The organism is Acetobacter aceti (genome assembly GCF_002005445.1).
GTDB lineage: Bacteria > Pseudomonadota > Alphaproteobacteria > Acetobacterales > Acetobacteraceae > Acetobacter > Acetobacter aceti_B.
Window position 1 is genome coordinate 2,206,524 of the sequence record NZ_CP014692.1, and the last position, 20,951, is coordinate 2,227,474.

At 58.2% G+C, this 20,951-nt stretch carries 17 protein-coding genes and 1 other RNA gene; 9 read left to right on the plus strand and 9 right to left on the minus strand.

What is annotated here, in order from left to right; all coding sequences use genetic code 11:
* Positions 1-97: 97 nt before the first annotated feature.
* Positions 98-1,294: an adenosyl-hopene transferase HpnH gene (gene hpnH / locus A0U92_RS09945; RefSeq protein ID WP_077813082.1), complete on the minus strand. Its 1,197-nt coding sequence runs from the start codon at positions 1,292-1,294 to the stop codon at positions 98-100.
* Positions 1,295-1,764: 470 nt separating this feature from the next.
* Between hpnH and dxs the strand changes: the two genes are divergently transcribed.
* The 5 genes from dxs to hpnK all read left to right on the plus strand — a co-directional run bounded on the left by dxs (position 1,765) and on the right by hpnK (position 8,154).
* Complete coding sequence (gene dxs, locus A0U92_RS09950; RefSeq protein WP_077813083.1) at positions 1,765-3,798, plus strand: 1-deoxy-D-xylulose-5-phosphate synthase; 2,034 nt, start codon at positions 1,765-1,767, stop codon at positions 3,796-3,798.
* A 6-nt stretch (positions 3,799-3,804) separates the two neighbouring features.
* Entirely contained in the window at positions 3,805-4,437 is a 633-nt protein-coding gene (locus tag A0U92_RS09955; protein WP_077813084.1) for an ABC transporter substrate-binding protein, read from the plus strand.
* Between the two features lie 86 nt (positions 4,438-4,523).
* Positions 4,524-5,714, plus strand: coding sequence for a bacteriohopanetetrol glucosamine biosynthesis glycosyltransferase HpnI (hpnI, locus tag A0U92_RS09960; protein WP_077813085.1), 1,191 nt, complete (start codon positions 4,524-4,526; stop codon positions 5,712-5,714).
* A 156-nt stretch (positions 5,715-5,870) separates the two neighbouring features.
* Positions 5,871-7,295 (plus strand): hopanoid biosynthesis associated radical SAM protein HpnJ, encoded by a 1,425-nt coding sequence (gene hpnJ / locus A0U92_RS09965; RefSeq protein ID WP_077813086.1) that lies wholly within the window; start codon positions 5,871-5,873, stop codon positions 7,293-7,295.
* A 10-nt stretch (positions 7,296-7,305) separates the two neighbouring features.
* Entirely contained in the window at positions 7,306-8,154 is an 849-nt protein-coding gene (gene hpnK, locus A0U92_RS09970; RefSeq protein WP_077813087.1) for a hopanoid biosynthesis-associated protein HpnK, read from the plus strand.
* Positions 8,155-8,176: 22 nt separating this feature from the next.
* Here hpnK and A0U92_RS09975 read toward each other — a convergent pair whose 3' ends face one another.
* A complete protein-coding gene (locus A0U92_RS09975; protein WP_077813088.1) occupies positions 8,177-9,274 on the minus strand; it encodes a cysteine desulfurase family protein in 1,098 nt (365 codons plus the stop codon).
* Between the two features lie 591 nt (positions 9,275-9,865).
* On the opposite strand from A0U92_RS09975, the gene A0U92_RS09980 reads away from it, so the two are divergent.
* Positions 9,866-10,531: an alpha/beta hydrolase gene (locus A0U92_RS09980; RefSeq protein WP_077813089.1), complete on the plus strand. Its 666-nt coding sequence runs from the start codon at positions 9,866-9,868 to the stop codon at positions 10,529-10,531.
* Between the two features lie 98 nt (positions 10,532-10,629).
* Positions 10,630-11,898: a tyrosine--tRNA ligase gene (gene tyrS / locus A0U92_RS09985; protein ID WP_077813090.1), complete on the plus strand. Its 1,269-nt coding sequence runs from the start codon at positions 10,630-10,632 to the stop codon at positions 11,896-11,898.
* 649 nt (positions 11,899-12,547) lie between these two features.
* Here the strand turns inward: tyrS and folB are convergent.
* From folB to ffs, 6 genes are all read right to left on the minus strand, one after another.
* Complete coding sequence (gene folB / locus A0U92_RS09990; RefSeq protein WP_077813091.1) at positions 12,548-12,946, minus strand: dihydroneopterin aldolase; 399 nt, start codon at positions 12,944-12,946, stop codon at positions 12,548-12,550.
* A 7-nt stretch (positions 12,947-12,953) separates the two neighbouring features.
* Complete coding sequence (locus tag A0U92_RS09995) at positions 12,954-13,766, minus strand: SDR family oxidoreductase (RefSeq protein ID WP_077813092.1); 813 nt, start codon at positions 13,764-13,766, stop codon at positions 12,954-12,956.
* A gap of 29 nt (positions 13,767-13,795) precedes the next feature.
* Positions 13,796-14,389, minus strand: a complete 594-nt coding sequence (gene recR / locus A0U92_RS10000) for a recombination mediator RecR (RefSeq protein ID WP_077813093.1) — start codon at positions 14,387-14,389, stop codon at positions 13,796-13,798.
* A gap of 24 nt (positions 14,390-14,413) precedes the next feature.
* Positions 14,414-14,737, minus strand: a complete 324-nt coding sequence (locus A0U92_RS10005; protein ID WP_077813094.1) for a YbaB/EbfC family nucleoid-associated protein — start codon at positions 14,735-14,737, stop codon at positions 14,414-14,416.
* A 65-nt stretch (positions 14,738-14,802) separates the two neighbouring features.
* Positions 14,803-16,812 carry a DNA polymerase III subunit gamma/tau gene (locus A0U92_RS10010; RefSeq protein ID WP_236748082.1) on the minus strand — a complete coding sequence of 670 codons (2,010 nt, stop codon included), beginning with the start codon at positions 16,810-16,812 and terminating at the stop codon, positions 14,803-14,805.
* Positions 16,813-16,904: 92 nt separating this feature from the next.
* An RNA gene (ffs, locus tag A0U92_RS10015) (signal recognition particle sRNA small type) lies at positions 16,905-16,999 on the minus strand.
* A gap of 305 nt (positions 17,000-17,304) precedes the next feature.
* Here ffs and clpA point away from each other — a divergent pair.
* Positions 17,305-19,662 carry an ATP-dependent Clp protease ATP-binding subunit ClpA gene (gene clpA, locus A0U92_RS10020; RefSeq protein WP_077813095.1) on the plus strand — a complete coding sequence of 786 codons (2,358 nt, stop codon included), beginning with the start codon at positions 17,305-17,307 and terminating at the stop codon, positions 19,660-19,662.
* A gap of 103 nt (positions 19,663-19,765) precedes the next feature.
* Positions 19,766-20,569 carry a type I methionyl aminopeptidase gene (gene map / locus A0U92_RS10025; protein ID WP_077814373.1) on the plus strand — a complete coding sequence of 268 codons (804 nt, stop codon included), beginning with the start codon at positions 19,766-19,768 and terminating at the stop codon, positions 20,567-20,569.
* On the opposite strand, the gene A0U92_RS10030 is transcribed toward map, so the two are convergent.
* A complete protein-coding gene (locus A0U92_RS10030; protein WP_077813096.1) occupies positions 20,557-20,823 on the minus strand; it encodes a hypothetical protein in 267 nt (88 codons plus the stop codon). The two genes, map and A0U92_RS10030, sit on opposite strands and share 13 nt — an antisense overlap.
* Positions 20,824-20,951: the final 128 nt, after the last annotated feature.

Genomic DNA, 20,951 nt, shown 5'->3' on the forward strand with positions numbered 1-20,951 from the left:
ATCCGAACGCAGGGAACAGGATCAAAAAGAAAAAAGGGCAGAACCCACCGGTCCCGCCCCATATAGTGCAGTCTGTGTCGATTATCTAACGCGCGGTTCAGTCTGCGGCGTCAACAGGCTCGGCCTTCTCTGAAGCCGATGCGCTGACCACTGTGGTGACCCGCGGCGGCTTGGCCGGTTTCTTGCGGGCGACGATTTCTTCCAGCTTCTCTTCGACCTGCTCGGAGTAGTTGTACTGGGCAGGACGCTGGTTCGCCAGAGAGATTTCCGGAGCCATCGGCTTCTCGGTCTCGGGCCCGAACAGGGCCACCTTGGCGATGTGCCACGGACGCTTCACGGCATCCATGACAGCCGTGGACTCATAGCCGGAATGGACCATGCAGTCGGCGCACTTTTCATAGTTGCCAGTGCCGTAATCATCCCACTTCGTGTCGCTCATCAGTTCGTTGAACGACTTGGCGTAACCCTCGCCGAGCAGGTAGCAGGGACGCTGCCAGCCGAATACGTTGCGAAGCGGCTTGCCCCACGGTGTGCAGTGGTAGGTCTCGTTACCAGCGAGGAAGTTCAGGAACAGAGGCGACTGCGTAAAGCGCCACTTGTGACCCTTCCCGAGGCGGAAGATCTCACGGAACAGCTGCTTCGTCTTCTGACGGTTCAGGAAGTGCTCCTGATCAGGCGCGCGCTCGTAGGCGTAGCCCGGAGCGGTCATGATTCCGTCAACGCCCATGGCCATCACTTCATCAAAGAAGGCCGCCACACGCTTCGGGTCAGAACCGTCGAACAGGGTGCAGTTGATGGAGACACGGAAGCCGCGCGCCTTGGCTTTCTTGATTGCCGCGACAGCACGCTCGTACACGCCTTCCTGACAGACGGAGGCGTCATGCATCTCCTTGTCACCGTCAAGATGCACGTCCCATGAGAAGAACGGGTTCGGCTCGAAATCGTCCATCTTCTTCTCGAGCAGAAGGGCGTTCGTGCAGAGATAGACATACTTCTTGCGGTCGATCAGCGCCCGGACAAGCTCCGGCATCTCTTTGTGAAGAAGAGGTTCACCGCCGGCGATGGCGATAACCGGCGCACCGGCCTCCGCATCTGCATCAAGACACTCCTGAAGGCTGAGGCGCTGGTTCAGGATAGCCGCCGGATAGTCGATCTTGCCGCAACCTGCGCAGGCAAGGTTGCATCGGAACAACGGCTCCAGCATCAGCACGAGGGGATAACGCTGCCTGCGGGTAATATGCTGTTTGACAACATACGCACCGACCCGGACAGCCTGCATCAAAGGTACCGCCATTACGCTCTGCTCCTCAGGTCGGTGTTGACACCGACATCCAATCAAGTTGCGGACATAATATGGCCATGTCCGGAAAGAAGAATAGAAACCGTCTCGTGGCTCAGACCTGCGGACAAGTCATGGCGCGTGTGTGCATCGAGGGCACCACGCATTCGGATTGACGCCTATATAATAATCGCCTTCTCGCACTCAAGTGCGGATTGGACAATTGTTGCATTAACACCACACCCACTGATCATTCGGAAAAAGCCCCTTGCAACTCTCCCTGAAACACGACCAAGCAGGCCGGACTTTTTAATGATCCGACATTCCGTTCGTCTGCAATCACATGGGTTCCGTGAACCCGGATGCCTGAGTGTCACCAGACACCATATTTCAAAAGCTGTGAAAACGTCTCGACACCCGGACGTTTCAATGGCTCCACACAGACGAGCCTGTCGGTGAGACACAGACGATGGATGTGAGACGTCATGGTTAAAAACATACCACCTTCCCAGCCTTCGTCAGGTGACAGCAAGCCCATCCCCACTCGGGGTCGTTTTCCTTTACTGGACCGTGTTTCCTACCCTGTTGACCTTCGGAACCTTTCGATCGAGCAGCTGAAGCAGGTTGCGGACGAGCTGCGTTCGGAGACGGTCGAGACGGTGTCCACGACAGGCGGCCACCTTGGCGCCTCGCTGGGCGTGGTGGAACTGACGGTCGCGATCCACGCCGTGTTCGACACCCCCGACGACCGGCTGATCTGGGACGTGGGCCATCAGGCCTACCCGCACAAGATCATCACCGGACGCCGCGACCGCATCCGCACCCTGCGCCAGCCGGGCGGCCTGTCGGGCTTCACCCGCCGCTCGGAGAGCGAATACGACCCGTTCGGCGCGGCCCATTCCTCAACGTCGATTTCGTCCGGCCTCGGCATGGCGGTCGCGCACCATCTGCGCGCCGGGGAAGATCCGTCCTACCGCGAGCGCAACGTCATCGCCGTGATCGGCGACGGCTCGATCTCCGCCGGCATGGCCTACGAGGCGATGAACAACGCCGCCGTCGCCGGCGAGGGCGCGGAACGGCTGATCGTCATCCTCAACGATAACGAGATGTCCATCGCGCCGCCCGTCGGCTCGATGTCGAACTACCTCTCCCGCCTGATGTCGTCGCGCCAGTTCATGGGCCTGCGGGATCTCGCCGGAAAGTTCGTGAAAAAGCTGCCGGACCGTCTGGAACGCACCGCCAAGAAGGCCGAGGAATATGCCCGCGGCATGATCACCGGCGGCACGCTGTTCGAGGAGCTGGGTTTCTATTATGTCGGCCCGGTCGATGGCCACGACATGACCCAGCTGGTGCCGATCCTGCGCAATCTGCGCGACACGGATAAAGGCCCGATCCTGCTGCATGTCATCACCGAGAAGGGCCACGGCTACAAGCCGGCCGAGGCGGCGGGCGACAAGTATCACGCCGTGGCGAAGTTCAACGTCGTCACCGGCGAGCAGAAGAAAGCCCCTCCGGGACCGCCGTCCTGGACCAATATCTTCGCCCGCGAACTGGTCGACCGCGCTTCCACGGACAACCGCATCACGGCCATCACCGCCGCGATGCCGTCCGGCACGGGCCTCGACAGGTTCGCCACCAAATTCCCCGACCGGTTCTTCGATGTCGGCATCGCGGAGCAGCACGCTGTCACCTTCGCCGCCGGCATGGCGACGGAAGGGCTGCGTCCGTTCTGCGCGATCTACTCCACGTTCCTGCAGCGCGCCTACGATCAGGTCATGCACGACGTGGTGCTGCAGAAGCTGCCGGTCCGTTTCGCCATTGACCGCGCCGGTCTGGTCGGCGCCGACGGCGCGACGCATGCGGGCTCGTTCGACATCGCCTATCTGGGCTGCCTGCCGGGCATGACCATCATGGCGCCGTCCGACGAGATCGAGCTTCTGAACATGACGGCCACGGCCTGCGAGTTCGACGAAGGCCCGATCGCGCTGCGGTATCCGCGCGGCAACACCTATGGTCTGGAGCTGCCCGCGAAGGGCGGGATCATCCAGATCGGCAAGGGCCGCATCGTCCGCGAGATGGGCCAGCAGTCCGGGCGCGAGAAGGGCGGCATCGCCATCCTGTCGCTTGGTCCGCGTCTGGAGGAGGCGCTCAAGGCCGCCGACCAGCTCGCCGCGCACGGCCTGCCGCCGACGGTGGCCGACGCCCGTTTCGCCAAGCCGCTGGACACGGAACTGCTCGAACAGCTGGCGCGCAACCACGCCGTGCTGATCACCATCGAGGAAGGCTCCGTCGGCGGCTTCGGCTCGCTGGTCGCCCAGCATCTCTCGAAGACCGGCCTGCTCGACACTGTCCGCCTGCGCACCATGACGCTCCCGGACATCTTCATCGACCACGACAGCCAGTTCGAGCAATACAACACCGCTCACCTCAACGCCCCTCACATCGTCCAGACAGCGCTCAACGCAATCGGGGTGAGTGAAGTGCTTTCTTCGTCTCCGCGAATGGTATCAGGAGTATAAAAACAAATGACCAGATTACGGTTTCCAGCCCTGTCAGCTCTTGCCCTTGGCGCTTCTCTTTCCGTCCAGTCTTTCAGTGCACACGCACAGAATGCCGCTGCTGTCACGGCGCCTGTGCAGGCTCTCAATCAGGCGCTGGATGCCATTCAGCAGCCAAATTCAGGTAGTTTTGCTGCCCGCACCGCCAAGCTGGGTCCTGTTGTGGATCAGTCCTACGATCTGGAAAGCGTTCTGCGTTCATCCGTGGGCGCGTCCCGTTACGCACAGCTTTCTGCTGACGACAAACAGAAACTGATGGTCGCATTCCGCGAGTATACCGTCGCCCGTTATCTTTCGAGCTTCAAGCCAGGCTCCGGCGCGAAATTCAACCTTTCTCCGGAGATCAGCGCGCTGCCCATTGCTTCGGAACAGAAGGTGACGACGCATATCGGGTCGGATGAAAACCCGCAGGGAACGGAGATCGATTATGTCATGCGTCAGGAAAATGGCAGCTGGAAGATTGTCGATGTGTTGCTGGAAGGGCATATCAGTCAGACCGTTGCCCAGCGTTCCGATTTCGGCTCGACGCTGGCGTCCAGTGATGTGAACGGTCTCATTGCTGTTCTGAATAAAAAAGTGAAGACCTTCGCGGAGGACTGATACCCTATGCTTCGGAGCCTGCCTGCGACCGGTCTTTCTACCGTTGCGTTTGATACGACGCAGACAGCTGGCGTCCGGCAGTCCTGATGACCCTGCTGCACGATCTCGCCATTCTCTGTGATGTCCTCGGTGTCGCCGGGAGCGTTCAGGCCGCCCTTGGCACGTTACTGGTGATTCGCTTTCGCTCTGATGAGAAAAAAGCGCGTCCTGACCACACCGTCCAGCCACAGGTCACCATCCTGAAGCCTCTTCATGGTGACGAGCCACTGCTTGCGGAAGCTCTGGAGAGTTTCTGCACGCAGGATTATCCTGAATTCCAGATTGTCTTCGGAGTGCAGCGCGCCAACGACCCCGCCATCGAGATCGTTGAGAACCTTCAGAAACGGCACCCGCATATCGACATGTGTCTTGTCATCAATGGCACGCAGCATGGTGACAACCGCAAGGTCGGCAATCTGATCAACATGCTGCCGAATGCCCGGCATGATCTGCTGGTCATTTCCGATTCCGATATCCATGTAAGCCCGGACTATCTGCAGCAGGTTGTAAAAAAACTCGTATCGCCCGATACAGGTCTGGTGACTACGGTCTATGCTGGCCTGCCTGCCAGCCGGAATATTCCCCGCCTGTTCTCCGCCTGCCAGATCAACCACAACTTTCTTCCCGGGGTCCTGCTTTCCCGCTATCTGGGACGACAGGACTGCCTCGGCGCGACCATGGCTCTCTCCCGAACGACGCTCGAACAGGTCGGCGGCTTTCAGGCTCTGGTGTCCCATGTTGCCGATGACGCCATTCTTGGACGTCTTGTCAGAAACCATGGACAGGACATCTCAATCGCTGAAACCATGACCTGGACCACGATCGCTGAAACCACATTTGTCGATCTGCTGATCCATGAGCTTCGCTGGGGACGCACGGTCCGCGCCCTCGCCCCGGCAGGTTATCTGGCCTCAGCCATCCAGCTTCCGCTGTTCTGGCTCTCGTTCGCTGCGCTTTTGCAGCCTCACGCGACTGGTTTTCTGACATTTTTTCTGTGGGGATGGGTCTTTCGAGCGCTCTGTGCATTTGCGATGGACCGGACTGTCGGCCAGCGGTCCCTCATCCCACTGCTTCTTCTGCCTTTCCGTGACTGGCTCTCGGCCGCCGTCATGGTCGGCAGCATGACAGGCTCCCGCGTGGATTGGCGGGGACATACCATGCATGTCACCTCCCATCCCGCGGTCGCCCCTTCCGTTCCGCCTGTCGGCACTCCACTTTCTCCCAATGATGGTCCCTGAATCCTCATCAAAATAGAATCGATGGTCGTGCCGATAGTCGTATTTCGCAGTTAGACCGCCTATCTTTCCATAACGAACACTTGCCATGCGACCGCGCTGGCGATACCCGTCTGCAACTTTTTGTTTCGGCGAATGCCCAGATTAAGGATTTCGCGCATGTTAAAGACCCTGTTTCTGCAGCCTCCCACTTTCGACGGGTTCGATGGAGGCGCTGGTTCGCGCTATCAGGCCAAGCGTGAAATCAAATCTTTCTGGTATCCGACGTGGCTTGCCCAGCCCGCGGCCCTTGTGGAAGGGAGCCGTCTGATTGATGCGCCTCCCGCCAACATGGGCATGGAGCCGATTCTTGAAGATGTGAAGAATCGTGATCTGGTGATCATCCATACGTCGACTCCGTCCTTCACGAAGGATGTCGAAGTCGCGCAGATGATCAAGGACGTGAATCCGAACATCAAGATCGGGTTCGTCGGCGCGAAAGTGGCGGTCCAGCCGGAAGAAAGCCTGCTCAAGGCGCCAGTGGTGGATTTCGTCGCCCGTAACGAGTTCGACTTCACGATCAAGGAAATCGCCGAAGGCCGCGAGTTCAAGGACGTCGACGGTATCAGCTATCGCAACAGCGAAGGCGAGATCGTCAACAACCGTGACCGCGCCATGATCGAAAACATGGACAGCCTGCCGTTCGTGACGGAGGTCTACAAGCGCGACCTCAAGATCGAAGACTACTTCATCGGCTATCTGATGCACCCGTATATCTCGATCTATACGGGTCGTGGCTGCAAGTCCCGCTGCACATTCTGCCTGTGGCCGCAGACGGTCGGTGGCCACCACTACCGCACGCGCAGCCCGCAGCACGTCGCCGCCGAGATCCGTCTGGCGAAGCAGTATTTCCCGCAGGTGAAGGAGTTCTTCTTCGACGACGACACCTTCACCGATGATCTGCCGCGCGCCGAGGCCATCGCCAGAGAGCTTGGCAAGCTGGGCGTGACGTGGTCCTGCAACGCCAAGGCCAATGTTCCCCGCAAGACCCTTGAGATCCTGAAAGACAACGGCCTTCGTCTGCTGCTCGTCGGCTACGAGAGCGGCAATCAGCAGATCCTTCACAACATCAAGAAGGGCATGCGCGTCGAAGTGGCGCGTGAGTTCACCAAGAACTGCCACGAACTGGGCATCAAGATCCACGGCACCTTCATTCTCGGCCTTCCGGGCGAGACGAAGGAAACCATTCAGGAAACCATCAAATTCGCCAAGGACATCAATCCGCACACGTTGCAGGTGTCCCTCGCCGCTCCATATCCGGGCACGGCGCTGCACAAGGAAGCGATCGAGAACGGCTGGTTCGATGAGTCCCATGCCGAGCTGATCGACGAAAACGGCGTGCAGATGGCGCCATTGCACTACCCTCACCTGTCGCACACGGAAATCTTCAACGGCGTCGAGGAGTTCTACAAGAAATTCTACTTCCGCGCTCCGAAGATCGCTTCCATCGTCGGCGAGATGGTGCGCAGCCCGCAGATGATGAAGCGTCGTCTGCGTGAGGGCGTGGAGTTCTTCCACTTCCTGCGCGACCGTAACGCCGCCTGACCAGACGACCATGCGGCGCGCGATCATTTCCTCCGATGACTTCGGCCTGTCAGTCGAAGTCAACGAAGCGATCGAGATCGCGCACCGCGATGGCGTTCTCTCCACAGCCAGCCTGATGATGGCTGGTCCTGCTGTAGAAGACGCCATCGAACGCGCCAGAAGACTCCCGACACTGAAAGTCGGGCTGCATCTGGTGGTGATCGAAGGGCCATGTGTCCTTCCACCTTCCCAGATTCCGCTGCTGGTTTCTCCCGATGGGCAGTTTCCGTCCGATCAGTTGAAACTGGGCATCAACTACTTTTTCCGCCCTGATGTGCGACGTCAGCTTGCGGCCGAAATCGAGGCGCAGTTCGCGGCATTTGCACGAACGGGCCTTACGCTCGACCACGCCAACGCCCACAAGCACATGCATCTGCATCCGACTGTCGGGAAGCTGATGATCGAGAGTGGCAGGCGACATGGCCTCCGTGCCGTGCGTGTGCCGCTTGAGCCGCCAGAACCACTGATGGCGGCGGGCAACTACGTCGATAGCTTCGGCGCGGCGGCCCTGCGCCGCTGGACAAAGCTGCTGCGCTGGCAGGCACGCTCCGCCGGCATGGTGACGAACGACTGGTGTTTCGGCATCGAGTGGAGCGGTCACATGACGGCGGATCGGGTCGCGGCTCTGGCGGCGCATCTGCCTGCCGGTGTTTCGGAAATCTATTTCCATCCTGCCACGCACAAGAATGCGCTGCTTCAGAAGCTTATGCCGACGTATGAGCACGCAGCCGAACTGGCGGCTCTGTGCAGTCCGGGCTTTCGCGCAGGATTGGCTGACTCCCACACAACGCTGGTCGGCTGGAGCGATCTTTCGCGCTAACGGCTGAGGAAGGCCCGTTCCATCAGCCTCCTTTTCTTCGCGCCGCCATCTTGGCGTAAGCCAGGATGAACTCATCCACATGATGGGCTTCCACATTCCATGGGAGCGACACACGCAGTGCATTTGCCGCCATCTCCCCCAGCCCCATTGCATGCAACACATGCGAACCGCCGACCTTACCTGAAGAACAGGCAGATCCTGCAGAAACACAGAACCCGGCGAGATCCAGCGCAATCAACTGGGCCTCGCTGCGGACATCCGGCAGGACGAGGCAGGACGTGTTCGCCAGTCTGGGAGCCTCCGCACCACAGACCACCGCTCCCTGCCCCCGAGCCGCATCCTCAATTTTGTCCCGAAAAGTGCTCAGATCGACAGAGTGAGCCAATGCGGCATCCAGAGCCGCAGCCATGGCGGCGATGGCGGGGAGCGCCTGAGTGCCTCCCCGCCGCCCCCGTTCCTGACCTCCTCCGGCCTGTAACGGCGGCACGACCACCGGTCCATTTCCTGCCAGAACCAAGGCTCCGGCTCCCTTCAGCCCACCGAATTTGTGACCTGAGAGCGCAACGCTGTCTGCTCCCAGGTCGGTGAGATTGACCGGCAGACGACCAACCGCCTGAACGGCATCCACATGCAATGCCGCCTGTGCGGCGCGGCAGAGACGGCTGATCTCCCTGACGGGATTGATGACGCCGGTCTCGTTGTTGGCCAGCATGATGCAGACGAGTGTTTCCTGAGAGCGATCCGCCAGTTTTTCTTCCAGAATGGCAAGATTGATCCGTCCATCCGTCAGAACCGGCAGGATTTCCACCTGATCGGTGTCATCGGACGCCTTGAGCACGGCGTCATGTTCCGTCGCACCGACAAGGCGGCGGCGACCTTTTCCCAGACCTTTCACGGCCAGTGTGTTGGCCTCCGTGCCTCCGGAAGTGAAGATGCAGTTATCCGGATGCACGCCGAGATGAGCCGAAAGGCGTCGTCGGGCGTGATCCAGAATGGTGCGCGCCTGTCGCCCTGCGCTGTGCGGCGACGAAGGATTACCGACGAGAGACATGGCGTCGATAGCCGCAGCCCGCCCTTCCGGACGCAGTGGCTCCGTCGCATTTGCGTCGAGATAAATCATGGCAGCCGGGCTTTTTACTGAGCGCCAGAGAACCGGACAAGACTGGTTTTCTGGCTGATTTCAATGCCTTTGATCACAATTATACGATTTATGTGGCAAATTGCGTTCTCGAACCGCTATATGTGGCTCAAGGGACACGATTCGTGGGAAACATTGATCGTATCCACCAAGCCCGGCGCATGTTGCAGCAATGCAGCGGACCGGAAACCATAATGGATGGTCCTGCCACCGAGTCAACTCTGGTTGCAGGCTGTCCGGCCAGACACACCAGAGTGGCTGTTGAACGCCACGAAGGAACAAGGATTGCGGCCGGTGCAAGGCACGGTTTACCCGACTGACGCAGGTTATGCGCACAATTTGACTGAATTAGTGGTAGATTAAGCGTCCCATCATGTCACGCAAGTGAAAACATTATGACGGCTCGCCGGAAAAGGTGAATTTTTCCGGAAGGCTTATTTTGCGTCCCTGCTTCAGGGGCATCCAGATTTCGAACCCGGCAGAGAGTGCGAGGCATCGCTTCTTTCCGGACAGAGTCCTAAACAGGTTTCCAGTCATGCCCAGGGACGGAAGCCAGAAAATTGCGGAAACATAATGCCTGAGGTTATGTTCGCCGGCCCTGATGGCCGCCTTGAAGGACGTTACCATCACTCGAGCGAGCCGAATGCGCCGCTCGCTCTCGTGCTCCACCCTCATCCGCTGCACGGCGGAACCATGAACAACCGCATTACCTATGCGATGTATCGTTCATTTGAAAAAATGGGCTTTTCGGTCATGCGCTACAACTCGCGTGGCGTCGGTCGCTCGCAGGGACGTTATGACGGTGGCATCGGTGAGATTTCCGATGCAGCCGCAGCGCTCGACTGGATGCAGGCCGTCAATCCGAACGCCGGCGCGCTCTGGATCGCCGGTTATTCCTTCGGCGCCTTCGTCGGCATGCAGCTTCTGATGCGCCGTCCGGAAGTCACGGGCTGGATCAGCGTGGCCCCTCCGGCTGCGCATTATGATTTCGGCTTCCTCGCTCCCTGCCCCTGCGGTGGGCTGATGATTGCCGGAGGCAAGGACGATCTGGCTCCGGAACCCGCCATCCACAAGCTGGTGGACAAACTGAACACACAGAAGAATGTGCAGGTCGATTACCGGATTTTCCCGGAAGCCGATCATATTTTCGCCAAGCAGGCCGACCAGGTTGTCGACGCGCTTGAAGACCATGTCAGCACGGTCATGGCGCGTCGCAGCCTGGCTCTCGCCGCAGACTGACAGAACTTTCGCAGGACAGCTTCTCCGAACACTGTCCTGCGGTTCCGTCCGCCGGTTCCTCGTGGTAAAGCAACGCCGCGAGACGAACAGGACCGGTGATGACAGAGCAGACCACTCCCACAGATTTCCGTAGCCCTTTCATGCGCGAAGCCCAGGCTCGCGGCTTCCTTTTCCAGTGCACGGATGCCGAAGCGCTGGATGCGGCCATGCTCGCCGGACCTGTCACGGGCTATATCGGCTTCGATCCGACTGCCGACAGCCTGCATGTCGGCCATGCCACCCAGATCATGATGTTACGACTGCTTCAGAAACACGGACACCGTCCTGTCGCCCTTCTCGGGGGCGGTACAGCGAAGATCGGCGATCCGTCTTTCCGTGAGGAAGCGCGTTCGCTGATGTCAGACGAGACCATTATCAAAAACATCGCGGGTATCGAAGGCGGCCTGCGCCAGATGATGACGTTCGGTGATGGCCCGTCCGATGCGGTTCTCGCCAATAATGCCGACTGGCTGGACAAGCTGTCCTACATTGCACTGCTCCGTGAAGTCGGTGTGCATTTTTCGGTCAACAGGATGCTGTCCTTTGACTCTGTCCGTTCGCGCCTTGAGCGGGAGCAGGGACTGACGTTCCTCGAATTCAATTACTCGATCCTTCAGTCCTTCGATTTCCGTGAACTGAACCGCCGTTATGGCGTGACGCTCCAGATGGGCGGCTCGGACCAATGGGGCAATATCGTCTCGGGTATCGACCTCGTGCGCCGTACGGACAGCAAACAGGTGTTCGGTCTGACCGCTCCCCTGCTCACCACGGCTTCCGGCGCCAAGATGGGCAAGAGCGCCAAAGGCGCTGTCTGGCTTTCTGCCGAAAAGCTGCCGGTATTCGAATACTGGCAGTTCTGGCGCAACACGGAAGACGCCGATGTCGGGCGCTTCCTCAAGCTGTTCACGGATCTGCCGATTGAAGAATGCAACCGTCTGGGCGCGCTTGAGGGCGCCAGCATCAACGATGCAAAGAAGGTGCTCGCAACAGAAGCCACCGCGCTCTGTCATGGTCGTTCAGCGGCGGAAGAAGCTGAAGAAACAGCGAGAAAGGTTTTTGAAGCCGGAACTGCTGCGACAGCTCTGCCGACGCGCACATTGCCTCGCGCCGATCTTGAAGCGGGCATTCCAGCATTTCGCATTTTCACGGAAGCGGGTCTCGCCAACAGCAATGGCGAAGCACGTCGCCTGATCCGTGGCGGCGGTGCGCGTGTAAATGACATGCAGGTCAAGGACGAAGGACTGATTGTCTCGCTGGCAGATGCCGTGGATGGAGCGATCAAGCTGTCATCCGGCAAAAAGCATCATATTCTGGTGCGACCAGAGTAATTTTTACACAACATTTGATCATGAACGATTTTCAGCCCCAGAAATATAAAAGGTAGTATTTCTGGGTACCTAACTGAATGGATTACACAAAATCCTGTAATTCTAAAACAATACAACTGTCACATAAATAATTTATTACATGAATAGCGATATCTGTATTTCCATCATAAGCTTGATAAATTATATCAATACACGCTTCTGCAATTTTGTAATTGCTTTTTTATTGGCTTCACCTGCCAGAATAATCAGACATTTTGTGAAATACTTCAATATGGCTGTTTCGACCGCAGCTGTAAAATCCGCCTCAGAGCCAACGCGGCGCAGCCCGACTGTTTCAATGAAATGCAAATTCTCCTTGCGTTCAACAACCCAGAAACAGAAACCATACGCTTTCTGGTGACAATCGGTTGATCAACCCGCGCACCTAATGCCTGTCCCGTTTGAGGGGCATCATGAACTCCATGACCTCAGGATCTGTGGACACATCGGAAAACGGCAGACAATCCGCGTCATTCCACGAACGCAAATTGAGTCTTTCCGTTGAAATAATCATGCATTTCCACCAGAATCCGAAAGCGCCACATGATTATTCACATACATTTTTCACAGGTTCGAACAGTTTCAGTGCCTGAGAAAAGCAAGAGTGCCTCTACTCCATCGCCCATCGCTCGATCTCAACCCCGACTGAATCAAGGTCTGAAAAGATATCGAGCTTTTCAACGCTGATACGAACGACCCGCACCCGACGATCCTTCATCACCTCAATGGCGATACGCTCAGCCAGCGTCTCCACAAGCTGCGTGTGTGTTTCCGTCGCCAGACGGCGGATCGTCAGAACAGCCGTCTCGTAAGAGACCGTACGGCTGAGGTCGTCCACACCCTCGGTCAGATCCCGACTGTCATCGACACCAAACGAGACATTGATGCGAACACGTTGCGTCACGCCATGCTCATGCGGAAAAACGCCTATATAGGCGTCAACAATCATATCCTTGAGAAAGAGCCGTCTTACAGCCAGATCTGCTGGCCAGGGAGCGAGGATCGTCATTGCTCTATTATTCCACCACATTACTGGACGGCGAAGGGGAGTAATACCATTGGAGATGCTGGGCACCATCAAGAGCCAGCATCTGCCCTGTCACTGACGGCAGCATCAAAAACGCCAGCAGCGCACGCGACACTTCTTCAGGCGATGTTCCTCGCCCAAGCGGCACAGCCTGGCATTGCGCCTGAAACTGTTCCTCCGTCTGACGTGTGCTCGGCAGCGCAGGCCCCGGACCAATGGCGTTGACCCGGATTTTCTTTGGAGCCAGCGCCAGCGCCATGGTCTGGGTCAGCGTCCAGAGCGCCGATTTGGAAACAGTATAGCTGACGAAATGAGGTGTCAGGGACCACACACGCTCGTCAAGCATGTTCAGCACCATCCCTTCCCGATCGGCAGGAAGCTGCTTCGCAAACTCCTGCGTCAGCACATATGGAGCCCGCAGATTGGGCTCCATATGCGCGTCCCAGCTTTCGCGGGTGACCGTGTTCCACTCGTCCCTGTCGAAAGTGGACGCGTTGTTCACAAGAACACCGACAGGTCCGCCCAGTTCGGCGACAGCTTTCGCAATGAGACCGGCAACTTCTCTCTCCCCAGAAAGATCGGCACGAAACAGACAGCATTGCCGCCCCATGCTTTCGACTTCCCGTTTCAGAGAGTGAGCATCCTCCTCGCCTGAACGATAATGCACCGCCACGGAAAAACCCGCTCCCGCCAATGACAGCACCATAGCGCGTCCCAGCCGTTGCGCTCCGCCTGTAATGAACGCGATGCGGGGAATCTCAGGCGCAATCAATGTTCCGGCGAGGGAGGCTTCAGCGGTCATTCCGTCTCTCTTCACTATGTCTGGCGTTTTTATATCAGTCGTCTGGCGCTCACCGCCGCCGCCAGCGTGCCATCATCCAGCACATCCAGCGCGCCGCCCATCGGCACTCCCTGCGCCACGCGACTGACGACCACGTCGTAGGAAGCAATCTTTTCCTGCAGCCAGTACATGGTCGTCGCCCCCTCGACGGTCGATCCAAGAGCCAGAATGACTTCCCTTACGGAACCCTCTCTCAGCCGTTCGAACAGGGAGTCGACGTTCAGGTCTTCCGGACCAATACCTTTAAGTGCTGACAATACACCACCAAGCACCTGATAGACACCACGATGCGCGCCGGCGCGTTCCAGCGCCCATAGGTCGCTGACGGTTTCGACAACACACACAATATCATGCGGACGGTCGGGATCGGCACAGATCCGGCAGGGATCGGTCACATCCAGATTACCGCAGACGGAACAGGTCTTCACCGACATTGCGGCGTTTTCCATCGCACGAGCGAGCGGAAGCATCCGACGCTGCGGATCACGCAGAAGCGCCAGCGCCACCCGTCGCGCCGACCGTGGACCAAGCCCCGGCAGGCGGGCGATCAGACCGATGAGGTGATCAATATCGGCAACAGCCATCCGTTAAAACCGGACGACCGTGGCTCAGAACGGCAGCTTCAGTCCCGGCGGCAGGTTCAGACCGCCCGTGACCTTCTGCATTTCTTCAGATGCTGTCTTGTCGAGACGCGTCTTCGCGTCTGCACAGGCGGCAACAATCAGATCCTGCAACATTTCCATCTCGGTCGGATCAGCCAGCTTCGGGTCGATCGTAATCGCTTTCAGGTCACCCTTCCCGCTGAGCGTAACGGTCACCATGCCCGCACCGGCGCTGCCCTGAATCTCGATTTTTTCGAGACTGGCCTGCATTTCTTCCATCTTCGACTGCATCTGCGAAGCCTGCTTCATCAGTCCGGCAAGATTTTTCATGTTCAATCATCCCTGCATACACAATGGCTGGCGACCACAAGCGTGACCTGACCAGCATCACACTGTCAGTCCTGTTCTTCGGGGGCGTCCAGTTCCGGGTCAAGCCCTATTGCCAGCGGTTCCGTTTCCAGAGAGCCGAAATCTTCGGGAGGCAGCCCATAATGATCGTCGAGCGTATGATCCCGCACGTCACCAAGCTCGGCATCGGGAAACACATTGAGAATCGCCTGCACCAGCGGGTGATTCGACGAACGGCGATTATGAAGCTGGATAATCTCGGCGCTCTGCTCGGCCAGTGTCGGCTCGCCCTGAGCCTCCACCGGCCGAACCACCCACTCATTTCCGAAACTGGCGCGGAGCATTTCCTGCAACCGTTTCACAAGGTCAGGGGGGGCCGGGCTGTCGATACGGACTTCAACCAGCGGGGGAGCAAATGTTACCAGATGAGTGGAATGACGCAGATGGCCGTGCAGGGTCGCCTCTCGGCTGTCCTTCACGAAAGCCACCAGTTCACGCCAGCTTCTGGGGGGCTGCGGACCTGATGGCGCGGCGGCTCTCGCCAGTGGGATCGGCTCGGATGGCCCCTCGCCTGTGTCGCCCCATCGTTCATTGGCGACTCTCTGCCGCCTGCTTCCGTCATCCGGCGACGGCATCATGGAGCGGGGCGAATCCCGCCCGTCATCGGCCACCCGATTTACGGGAGCGGCCCCTTTCACGACTTCACCGGACCGCAGCTTTTTCAGCAACTCTTCCGGCGGCGGCATGGTCGCGGCATGACAGAGACGGATCAGAACCATCTCCGCCGCCTCGCGACGCAGCGGCGCGTCATCGACTTCCGAAATTCCTTTCAGAAGCATCTGCCAGAGCCGGGACAGCGTGGAGAGCGACAGAGAACCCGCGAAAGCAGCCCCTCGGGTCCGCTCCATTTCCGGCAGTTCGAGCGTGTCTTCCAGCCCCTTCACGGTTTTCAGACGCGTGACCGTGTGAGTCAGTTCGGCCAGATCACGGAGCATCAGCCCGGGATCATTACCCCGGTCATACATACTGTCGGAAAGCCGGATCGCTTCCGTCACATCACCGCGCATCAGACAGTCGAACAGATCAAAAATCGCCGCACGGTCGGAAAGGCCAAGCATGGCCGCAACACCGGATTCCGTGACGCTACCGTCGCTCGCCCCCTGCGTGCCGGCGCCCTGTGCAATCGCCTGATCCAGCAGGGACAGACCATCACGCACCGAACCATCAGCCGCGCGGGCGATCAGCTTCAGCGCCTCCTGCTCTGCGGATACATGCTCTTTTTCGACGATGCCTGTGAAAAAGGAGAGCAACTCCGACTGGGAGACACGACGCAGATCAAATCGCTGGCAGCGGGACAGGACCGTGATCGGCACTTTCCGCAGTTCGGTCGTGGCGAAAATGAAAGTGACCTGCGGGGGCGGCTCTTCCAGCGTTTTCAGCAACGCATTGAAAGCGTTGCGGGACAGCATGTGCACTTCATCGATGATGAAGACTTTCATGCGCCCCTGAATCGGACGGAAATGACAGGCCTCGATAATCTCACGGACATCATCGACACCAGTGCGGGAGGCGGCATCCATCTCCAGCACATCGGGATGACGGTCAGCCAGAATGGCCACACAATTGGGACACACACCGCAAGGGTCCGCTGTTGCGCCTCCCTTGCCGTCAGGGCCGACACAGTTGAGACCACGCGCGATGATCCGGGCCGTAGTGGTCTTGCCGACCCCGCGGACGCCGGTGAGCATGAAGGCGTGTGCGACGCGGCCAACCGCAAAAGCATTTCTGAGCGTACGGACAAGCGCATCCTGACCAATCAACTGGTCCAGAGTGGCGGGCCGGTATTTACGGGCCAGAACGCGATAGGCAACCGCAGGCTTCGGTGATTCTTCCGGAGACGCCTCCAGAATATCCGATCCCAGAACAGTCGCTACATTCGATGGAGTGGAAGCTTGCGGCACAGATACTTCTGTCGGCGCGTCACCGAAGAAGAGTCCCATCCCGTCACCCGGCGGCAACGGCAGATCGTCTTCCGCCTCTGTATCAGTGTCTGGCATGGTTCCGGTTAATCCGTTTAGGCCCGCACAGGTTTGTGTCAGGGGCTCTACAGCCTCTTTAACGGATCTGATCATCTTGTTCAAAGGAGTGGGTGAGAGACCTGCGACAACCCGAGCAAAACTTACTGCGGCTGCTTCCTTCCGGATCTGACCGGGTTGGCAAGGCGCCCGTCCATCACAGGCCTCTCACTGAGTTGAATAACACACGTCCCTGCCAGCCGCAAAGCCCGGTTTCAGACAAATTTTATCGGACCCTGCTCCATTTCCGGCAGGTTCTTTATCCTAACCGCTTTTAAACCTCATTGTTTCAGGATCAGGAGAACAGTGTTTTCCTCATCTTTTCGGCCGGACAAGTGACAGGGTTATGAAATTTTTTCCGCAACGGCCCGTCTTATGGCTGGCATTTCTTTCGGAACAGCCCAAATATGGTGACAGGGTCACGTTCAGGCAGCGTGGCCTTATACGCCAGACGGCGAAAGGAGTGTCTTGATCATGCTGTCACGCAATCTCGAACAGACGTTGCACCGGGCACTGACGCTGGCGGGTGAGCGGCACCATGAATATGCAACGCTTGAGCATCTTCTTATTGCTCTGATTGACGACCCGGACGCTGTAACTGTCTTCCGCGCCTGCGGTGTCGATCTGGACAAGCTCCGTGGAGATCTGACCGAGTTCCTCGACAAGGATCTGGCAGGTCTGACTGCCGAGCGAACCACAGAACCGAAACCCACAGCGGCGTTCCAGCGCGTCATTCAGCGTGCTGCCATTCATGTGCAGTCCACAGGCCGCGACGAAGTCACTGGCGCCAATGTGCTGGTCGCACTCTTCGCCGAACGCGAGAGCCATGCCGTCTACTTCCTGCAACTACAGGACATGACGCGTCTCGACGCCGTGAACTTCATTTCCCATGGAATCGCCAAGGCGCCGGATCGATCTGTACGACGGAGTTCGAACGGCGCGCCCACAGGCTCAGCCGAAAAAGACGAATCCGGCAGTGAAGAAAAGGGACGCGGCGCAGCCGCCAAAACCGGCGATGCGTTGGCCACTTACTGCGTTGACCTGAACAAGAAGGCTGCCGACGGCAAGATTGATTCCCTGATCGGTCGTGATTCGGAAGTCGAACGCACCATTCAGATTCTCTGCCGTCGCACCAAGAACAATCCGCTTTATGTGGGCGATCCCGGCGTGGGCAAAACCGCCATCGCTGAAGGTCTGGCCAAACGAATCGTGGAAGGCGACGTTCCGGAAGTTCTTCTGAACGCCACCATCTATTCTCTCGACATGGGCACCCTTCTGGCTGGCACGCGCTACCGCGGTGATTTCGAGGAACGCCTCAAGGCCGTCGTGAACGACCTTGAGCACAATCCCGGCGGGATCCTGTTCATTGACGAAATCCACACCGTCATCGGCGCAGGAGCCACGTCAGGCGGTGCGATGGACGCCTCCAACCTGCTGAAACCAGCGCTTGCAGCCGGGACACTGCGCTGCATCGGCTCGACAACCTACAAGGAGTTCCGGCAGCACTTCGAGAAAGACCGCGCCCTCGTCCGTCGCTTCCAGAAGATCGACGTCGAAGAACCGAATCTCGATGATGCCGTGAAGATCCTTCGCGGCCTGAAAACGAACTACGAGAAGCACCACAAGGTTCGCTACACGGATGACGCTATCCGTGCAGCCGTGGAGCTGTCGGTCAAATATATCCACGACCGGAAACTTCCCGACAAAGCCATCGACATCATTGATGAAGCCGGTGCGTCACGGATGCTGCTTCCTGAGAGTAAGCGTCGGAAAACCATCACGCTCAAGGACGTGGAAGACACGATCGCCAAGATCGCCCGCATTCCCGCCAAGACCGTGTCGGCTGACGACAAGGAAGTGCTGCGCGCTCTGGAGCGTGACCTGAAGAACATGGTGTTCGGTCAGGACAAGGCGATTCAGACGCTGGCAGACGCCATCAAGCTGGCGCGTGCCGGTCTGCGTGAGCCCGAGAAGCCGATCGGCAACTATCTGTTCTCCGGTCCTACCGGCGTCGGTAAAACCGAAGTCGCCCGTCAGCTCGCCAACACTCTCGGCATTGAACTGATCCGGTTCGACATGTCCGAATATATGGAGCGCCACTCCGTCTCCCGTCTGCTTGGCGCGCCTCCGGGTTATGTCGGCTTCGATCAGGGCGGCCTGCTGACGGATGCCGTCGATCAGCATCCGCATGCCGTGCTGCTGCTGGACGAAATCGAAAAAGCGCATCCGGACCTCTATAACGTGCTGCTGCAGGTCATGGATCACGGGCAGCTGACGGACCACAACGGCAAGACAGTGGACTTCCGCAACGTCATCCTCATCATGACGACCAATGCGGGGGCGGCTGATCTCAGCAAGGAAGCCATCGGTTTCGGGCGCGACACGCGTGAGGGCGAAGATCAGGAAGCGATCAAGCGTCTCTTCACGCCGGAATTCCGCAACCGCCTTGATGCGATCATTCCGTTCGGCAACCTCCAGCCCGAAACGGTCGGTCGTGTGGTCGAAAAGTTTGTGCTTCAACTCGAAGCACAGCTGGCGGATCGGAATGTCACCATTGAAATGTCGTCCGCTGCCAAAGAGTGGCTGGCGGAACGTGGATATGACCGTCTCTATGGCGCCCGCCCTCTCGGCCGGGTCATTCAGGATGCGATCAAGAGACCTCTGTCCGAGGAGCTTCTTTTCGGACGTCTGGCAAAAGGCGGAGCCGTCAAGATCTCCGTCAAGGATGGCGAACTTTCTTTCGAATATCTCGAAAACTCCCCTCCTTCCCCGGCTGCCGAGGCTCCGGAAGAAGGCGAGGAAAAGCAGGATACGAACGGTCTCTCATCCTGAAGTTCGAGGAGGTCCTATCGTTCTGATGGGGCCTCCTTCCCTTGCACCCACGTGTCAGACGCGGCATTGTCCGCTCACAACTGGCTGAAGACGAGGGAAAATGATGGAGGGGAAATCAGCACGTCACGGGATTATCCTGCACACCGAAGCAGACTTTCAGGGTTTGCGCGCAGCGGGAAAGCTGGCTGCAGAGACGCTCGACATGATTACCGAGCATGTGCGCCCAGGAGTGACGACAGGCGAACTCGACACCATCATTCACGAGTTCACGCTGAAGAATAACGCAACACCCGCCACGCTCGGTTATCGGGGCTACCCGAAATCGTGCTGCATCTCGATCAACCATGTCGTGTGTCACGGTATTCCGGGTGATCGTAAATTGCTGGACGGTGACATCCTGAATATCGACGTTACGTGCATTCTGGACGGTTGGTATGGCGACACCAGCCGCATGTATATCGCAGGCAAAGCCCCCAAAAAGGCCGAAAAGCTGATCGATGTCACCTATGACAGCATGATGGCCGGCATAAGGCAGGTTCGCCCAGGCGCAACGCTTGGCGATATTGGTCATGCGATCCAGACGGTCGCGGAAAACCAGCGCTACTCCGTTGTCGAAGACTTCTGTGGTCACGGCATTGGACGCACCTTCCATGCAGCGCCAAATGTCCTTCACTTCGGTGAACCCGGAACCGGTCTGGAACTGAAAGCTGGAATGGTCTTCACCATTGAGCCGATGATCAACATTGGCAAACCGGAAGTGAAAATCCTCGAAGATGGCTGGACAGCCGTAACCCGGGATCGTTCCCTGACAGCGCAGTTCGAACATATGCTGGGCGTCACGGAAAGCGGGTATGAGATTTTCACGCTCTCTCCCAAGGGATATACGCGGCCGCCTTACGGCGCTTGAGAAGCGATTTTCAGGAAAATCGTCGAGAGTAAATGAAGAGGTTTTTGGCTGTCGTCTTTTTCCAAAAGGTTTCGCCAAAAGCTTCTCTCGAATAGACCGCTAAACAACAGGTGCAGTCTGGTGCGATCTTTTTCGAATGTGCGGCTCCCCTTGGCGCTTTCCGGCAAAGCCTCACCCAAAACTTCGTTATGATTTAAAAAACTGACCTGCAAAAGGCTTTTGAAACAGCCTTCAGGACTCAGATCCTTTTTCATTGCAGCAGGATATCACCAGTGCTGTCTTCCCCCGCCGCCCGCTTCCTTCCACGGAAGAAATATCGACCCTGCTTTACTTCCCTTACGGCGGGGCTGATCGTCTGCCTGAGTGTGTCATCGACCGGATG